The organism is Caulobacter sp. P1_B12_2, assembly GCF_056406675.1.
On sequence record NZ_JBFTZS010000335.1, the window covers coordinates 1 to 5,244 of the forward strand.

The 5,244-nt window shown below is 69.7% G+C and carries 6 protein-coding genes and 1 pseudogene; 5 read left to right on the top strand and 2 right to left on the bottom strand.

Features of this window, described 5'->3' with window-relative positions; genetic code table 11:
- Nucleotides 1–316: 316 nt before the first annotated feature.
- The 4 genes from ychF to AC1DZ6_RS18375 all read left to right on the top strand — a co-directional run bounded on the left by ychF (nt 317) and on the right by AC1DZ6_RS18375 (nt 3,609).
- Nucleotides 317–1,417, top strand: a complete 1,101-nt coding sequence (gene ychF, locus AC1DZ6_RS18360; protein ID WP_477098580.1) for a redox-regulated ATPase YchF — start codon at nt 317–319, stop codon at nt 1,415–1,417.
- Between the two features lie 63 nt (nt 1,418–1,480).
- Nucleotides 1,481–2,161: a dienelactone hydrolase family protein gene (locus tag AC1DZ6_RS18365; protein WP_477098581.1), complete on the top strand. Its 681-nt coding sequence runs from the start codon at nt 1,481–1,483 to the stop codon at nt 2,159–2,161.
- A gap of 73 nt (nt 2,162–2,234) precedes the next feature.
- Complete coding sequence (locus AC1DZ6_RS18370) at nt 2,235–2,927, top strand: hypothetical protein (RefSeq protein WP_477098582.1); 693 nt, start codon at nt 2,235–2,237, stop codon at nt 2,925–2,927.
- On the top strand, nt 2,920–3,609 hold the full coding sequence (locus tag AC1DZ6_RS18375) for a dienelactone hydrolase family protein (RefSeq protein ID WP_477098583.1): 690 nt from the start codon (nt 2,920–2,922) through the stop codon (nt 3,607–3,609). The genes AC1DZ6_RS18370 and AC1DZ6_RS18375 overlap by 8 nt, the downstream gene beginning before the upstream one ends.
- Here the strand turns inward: AC1DZ6_RS18375 and AC1DZ6_RS18380 are convergent.
- Nucleotides 3,606–4,187 (bottom strand): DUF1579 domain-containing protein, encoded by a 582-nt coding sequence (locus AC1DZ6_RS18380; RefSeq protein WP_477098584.1) that lies wholly within the window; start codon nt 4,185–4,187, stop codon nt 3,606–3,608. The genes AC1DZ6_RS18375 and AC1DZ6_RS18380 overlap by 4 nt on opposite strands.
- A gap of 131 nt (nt 4,188–4,318) precedes the next feature.
- Between AC1DZ6_RS18380 and AC1DZ6_RS18385 the strand changes: the two genes are divergently transcribed.
- Nucleotides 4,319–5,125, top strand: a complete 807-nt coding sequence (locus tag AC1DZ6_RS18385; RefSeq protein ID WP_477098585.1) for a hypothetical protein — start codon at nt 4,319–4,321, stop codon at nt 5,123–5,125.
- 22 nt (nt 5,126–5,147) lie between these two features.
- Here the strand turns inward: AC1DZ6_RS18385 and AC1DZ6_RS18390 are convergent.
- Nucleotides 5,148–5,244 (bottom strand): annotated as a pseudogene (locus tag AC1DZ6_RS18390) (cytochrome c1); the annotation flags it as partial.

Genomic DNA, 5,244 nt, shown 5'->3' on the forward strand with positions numbered 1-5,244 from the left:
GTCCGGGATCAGGCGCGTTGGCCTGACCCGCCCGTCGCGGGCTCCAAGGCGCGGCTCCAACAGGGCCTAGCGTTGAGGGCTGGCGGATAACGATGGCGCGGAGCGCAAGGCTTCGTCGAAACGGTATTTGCTTTTCAAACTCCGGACGTCGTCCGGCGCTCCGCGACCCTTTCCACACCTTCAGCGGTGATCCGCGTGAAGCGGCGAAGCCGTGTGTTTCAAAGCCTCCCCCTGTGGGGGAGGCATCAAGGACGTCCACCGGGACTTCGCCGCCGATCCGTGCTAATCGCGCGCCAACGAAATTCATGAGAGTTCCATGGCCCTTAAAGTCGCCATCGTCGGCCTGCCCAATGTCGGCAAGTCCACCCTGTTCAACGCCCTGACCCAGACGGCGTCGGCCCAGGCCGCCAATTATCCGTTCTGCACGATCGAGCCCAACACCGGCGAAGTGGCCGTGCCCGAGCCGCGCCTGGACGCCCTGGCCAAGATCGCCGGCTCCAAGGAGATCATCCCGGCCCGGATCACCTTCGTCGACATCGCCGGCCTGGTGCGCGGCGCGTCGAAGGGCGAAGGCCTGGGCAACCAGTTCCTGGCCAATATCCGCGACTGCGACGCCGTGGCCTTCGTGGCCCGCTGCTTCGAGGACGGCGACATCGTCCACGTGGAAGGCCGCATCGACCCGATCAGCGATCTCGAGATCATCGAGATGGAGCTGATGCTGGCCGACCTGGAGAGCCTGGAAAAGCGCGTCCCCGCCCTGGAGAAGCGCGCCAAGGTCGGCGCCGACAAGGAAAGCGCCAACACCCTGCGCCTGGCCACGATCGCCCTGAACCTGCTGCGCGAAGGCCGTCCGGCCCGCGCCGCCAAGATCGACGCCGATGACGAAAAAGCCTGGCACATGCTGCAGCTGCTGACCGCGCTGCCGGCCCTCTATGTGTGCAACGTCGACGAAGGCTCGGCGGACAAGGGCAACAGCTACAGCGACCTGGTCGCCGAACGCGCCGCCAAGGACAACGCCAAGTCGGTGGTCATCTCGGCCCAGATCGAGAGCGAGATCGCCCTGCTCGACGCCGAGGAACGCGCCGAGTTCCTCGAGACCCTGGGCCTGGAAGAACCGGGCCTGAACCGCCTGATCCGCGAGGCCTACAGCCTGCTGGACCTGCAGACCTATTTCACGGTCGGCCCCAAGGAAGCCCGCGCCTGGACCATCCATGTCGGCGACACCGGCCCGCAGGCGGCCGGCGTGATCCACACCGACTTCGAGAAGGGCTACATCCGCGCCGAGACCATCGCCTATGACGACTTCATCGCCCTGGGCGGCGAGAACGGCGCCAAGGAGGCCGGCAAGATGAAGGCCGAAGGCAAGGATTACGTCGTCAAGGACGGCGACGTGATGCACTTCCGGTTCAACGTCTAGAACCACAGGCGGCCGGGCTCACCCCCGGCCGTTTTCGTATCGACCTCCCGTAGGAGCGTTCCCATGGCCGACACTCTTAGACTGACCTCCGCCGTCGACGGCTTCGAGTTCACCGCCGCTCACGCCCAGCCCCAAGGCGAGCGCAAGGGCGGGATCGTGGTGGTGCAGGAGATCTTCGGTCTCGACCAGTACGTCCATGCCGACGTGACGCGCTGGTCGGCCCTGGGTTTCGAGGTGCTGGCCCCGTCGATCTTCGACCGCGCCGCGCCCGGCTACGTGGCCGAGCACGAGCCGGCGGCCTTCCCGATCGGCATCGGCTACGTCCAGTCGATCGGGCTGGAGAAGATGCTGGCGGACATTCAGGCCTGCATCGACGAGCTGGCCCCGCGCGGTCCCGTGTTCGCGGTCGGCTACTGCCTGGGCGGCTCGCTGGTCTGGCTGGCGGCCGGCAAGCTGAAGGGCCTGGCGGCGGGCTCGGCCTATTACGGGAGCATGATCGCCGCCAACGCCGAGCAGCCGCTGAACGCGCCGGTGATCGTCCATCTGGGCCGCAAGGACGGCCACATCGCGGCCGATGCGGTGAAGGCCAAGCTGGCCGACGCCCATCCCGAGGTTCCCGTCCACATCTACGAAAACAGCGGCCACGGCTTCAACAACGACGGCCGTCCGGACTCCGACCTCGACGACGCCAAGCTGGCCCGCGAACGGTCGCTGGCGCTGTTCCAGGCGCACGGCGCGGGCTAAGGCGAAGGTTGGGCTTGCGAAGACGTTCCGGGCCATACAACCTGCGGCGTAGTCGGAAACCTTGGGGGTTCGCATGTTGAAGATCGGTCGGCTGTTCGTTCTCGTCACCGCCCTGGCGGCGCTCTGTGCTCCAGCCTTCGCTCAGGTGCCACCGCCGCCGCCGCCTGTCTGGACGGGAACGCGGGGCTACACGCCGATGGAATACAACTCGGTCAATCGCCCGAACGCCCGGCTGGTGCCGCGCGAGTCCGGCAACCCGATGTTGGTCAAGGCGGCCGCCAAGGTCGCCGCCGACCTGCACGCGCCGTGCGAGGTGACCGACGCCGCGTCGCTCTCGGCCCGCCCCAGCAGCAAGCCGGAGTACGAGATCGTCTGCAAGGAGGCCCTGGGCTGGATCATCAGCCTGGGTCCGGACGGCAAGCCGGTGCTGAACGACTGCCTGGCGCTGGACACCGGGGCCCTGGCCGCCGGCAAGGCCTGGCCCAAGGGCATGGTCTGCTCGCTGCCGGGCAACGCCGCGCCGGTCGCAGGGCTCAAGCCGCTGGCCGCCAAGGTGTCGCCCGCCTGCACCGTGGCCGACGGGACCTTCCTGGGCGGCGGCGGCGATCCGCCGATCCTGCGCTACGAGATCGCCTGCAAGGACGGCAAGGGCTACATCGTCGACGCCCCGGCGCCGGGCTCGACCGCGGCCCAGTCCTCGCTGACCTGCGACGAGGCCAAGGCTGCCGGCGTGGCCTGCACCCTGGCCGACAAGAAGCGTGGCTGAAGCGGGCCGCATCACCCTGACGGCGGCCGACGGCTCGCCCGTCGCCGCCTACCACGCCCCGCCCGGTGAGGCGCGGCGCGGCGGGCTGGTGATCCTGCACGCCATCTGGGGGGTGACGCCGCACATCCGCGCCCTGTCCGACACCCTGGCCGAACAGGGCTACGAGGTGATCGCCCCCAGCCTGCTGGACGACGCCGACGCCCCCTTCCCGACCGCCGACCTCGACCCGCCGAACCTGGACGCCCGCATGGCCATGGGCCTGGCCGGCGGCTGGGGCGCGGCGGCCCTGCCGCGGGTGCAGGCGGCCATCGAGGCGCTGTCGGGCGGCGGCAAGGTCTTCGCCATGGGCTTCTGTTTCGGCGGCACCACGGCCTGGCTGGCCTCGGCCCGCTGCACCGGCCTGACGGCGGTCTCGTGCTTCTACGGCGGCGACATCGCCGCTTACGTCGCCGAGCAGCCCAAGGTTCCGACCATCCTGCACTTCGGCCGGACCGATCCGATGATCCCGCTGGCCGATGTCGAGGCGATCACCGCCGCCCACCCGGACCTGCCCGTCTGGCTCTACGACGCCGGCCACGCCTTCGTCGCGCCGAACGGCCACCACGCCGATAGCGCCAGCCTGGCCATGCTGCGCACCCTGCAGCTGTTCCAGCGGGCGGGCGGAAGCCGGGGCGAAGCCTAGTTGGGCGAAATCGAGCCCGCCGCCGGCCAGCTGCTGTCGCCGATCCGCTGGAGGGTCATCTCGAAGAACGCCATCGGCGGCTGGCCCTCGACCACCCGTTCGCCGACTTCATGCCAGACGCCGTCCTTGGCGGTGATCGTGTAGCGGATCGTCGCCGGGCCCGCCGGAATGGTCCAGATCGCCCCGTTCGGGCTCACGGTCAGCGGGAAGTCGCCGGCCTGGCCCATGGCGTAGGAGCGCATGCTGTAGGCGTCCTTGTCGGGGTCGTAGGAGATGATCCCCAGGGCATTGAAACCCGTCGAGCCGTCGGCATTGTAGCCGCGCCCCTCGACCACGTGCACCGCCCCGCCCAGCAATGGCCCGCTGCGCTCGGTCTGGGTGATGGTGATCTTCTGACCACCCGGACGCGTGGTCACCGCCGGACCGCGCCAGACGCCGTCCATCCAGGACAGGGCCTTCATGGCCGCCTGCTGCCTGGCGATCCGCGCCGCCGGGTCGGGCGGGCTCTGAGCCAGGGCGGGCGCGGCCGTGGCGGCCAGGGTCGCGGCGAGGACGAGGGTGGCGGACAGGGCTCGCATGGGAGAGGCCTCGTGGTTGGAGTATATCACGCAGATTACTCTGCATTTCAGAGTTCCCTGAGTCAACCTTCAGCGAACGCCGATCGCGCTGGACGGTCGCCCGCCGCGCAAACCTTGGCTAGGATCGGATCATGCGTCGCGTCGCCCCCCTGCTGTTCCTGAGCCTGCTGGCGGCGCGCGGCGGACCCGCCGTGGCGGGCGAGACCGCCTGCTGGTTCGAGAACGGCGCGGTCGTCGCCCCGGCGGCGATCGGCGGCATCGCCGGGGACTATGTGATCGACCTGTCGGCGCCGCGCACCCTGCTGCACATCGATGTCGCCCAGGGTCAGGGCTATGCCGACGGCGCCGGCCTGCCGGTGCGCCTGGCCGGCCAGAAGATCGAGACCGCGCCGATCGTCGTCCAGAGCCTGGACTATCGCGCCGTCGGCTTCTCGACGCCCATCGTCGGGGTGATCGGGGCCGACATCCTGGATCGCTATACGGTGACCCTGGACTTCTCGCCCTGCCGCTTGAGGCTGGAGCGTCCTGGAGCGTTCCAGGGCGACCAGGACGGCGGCTTGCCGGTGACGATGGTCGGCGGGACGCCCACGATCGTCGCGGCGGCCTCGGACGGCCTCAGAGGCGTCTCCGGCCCCTTCGCCCTGGACACGGCCTCGGCGGGCGGCGTGCGGGCCCGAGGGGCCGCCGACGGGCCGCGCCAGAAGCCGGCCGGGATCCTGCGCGGGCTGTCGCTGAACGGAACCCTGCGCCAGGGCGTGCCGGCCGTGGTGGCGGGCGACCTGCCCGACGGCGTGGTGGGCGCGATCGGCGTCCAGGTGCTGGCCGCCTACCGCCTGCGGCTGGACCCCAAGGCCCAGCGCCTGTGGCTGACTCCGGTCCCAGCACCCCAGGAAGAAACGCGCAAAGAAAAAGGGCCCGGCGTCACCGCCGAGCCCTGATCTTTTCAGGCTTTGGAACGGGTCAGTGCGACTCGTTCTTCCAGACCTTGCGGTAGCTGGCGTACAGCAGGCCCGAGAACAGCAGCAAGTACAGCAGCACGGCGAAGCCGGTCTGCTTG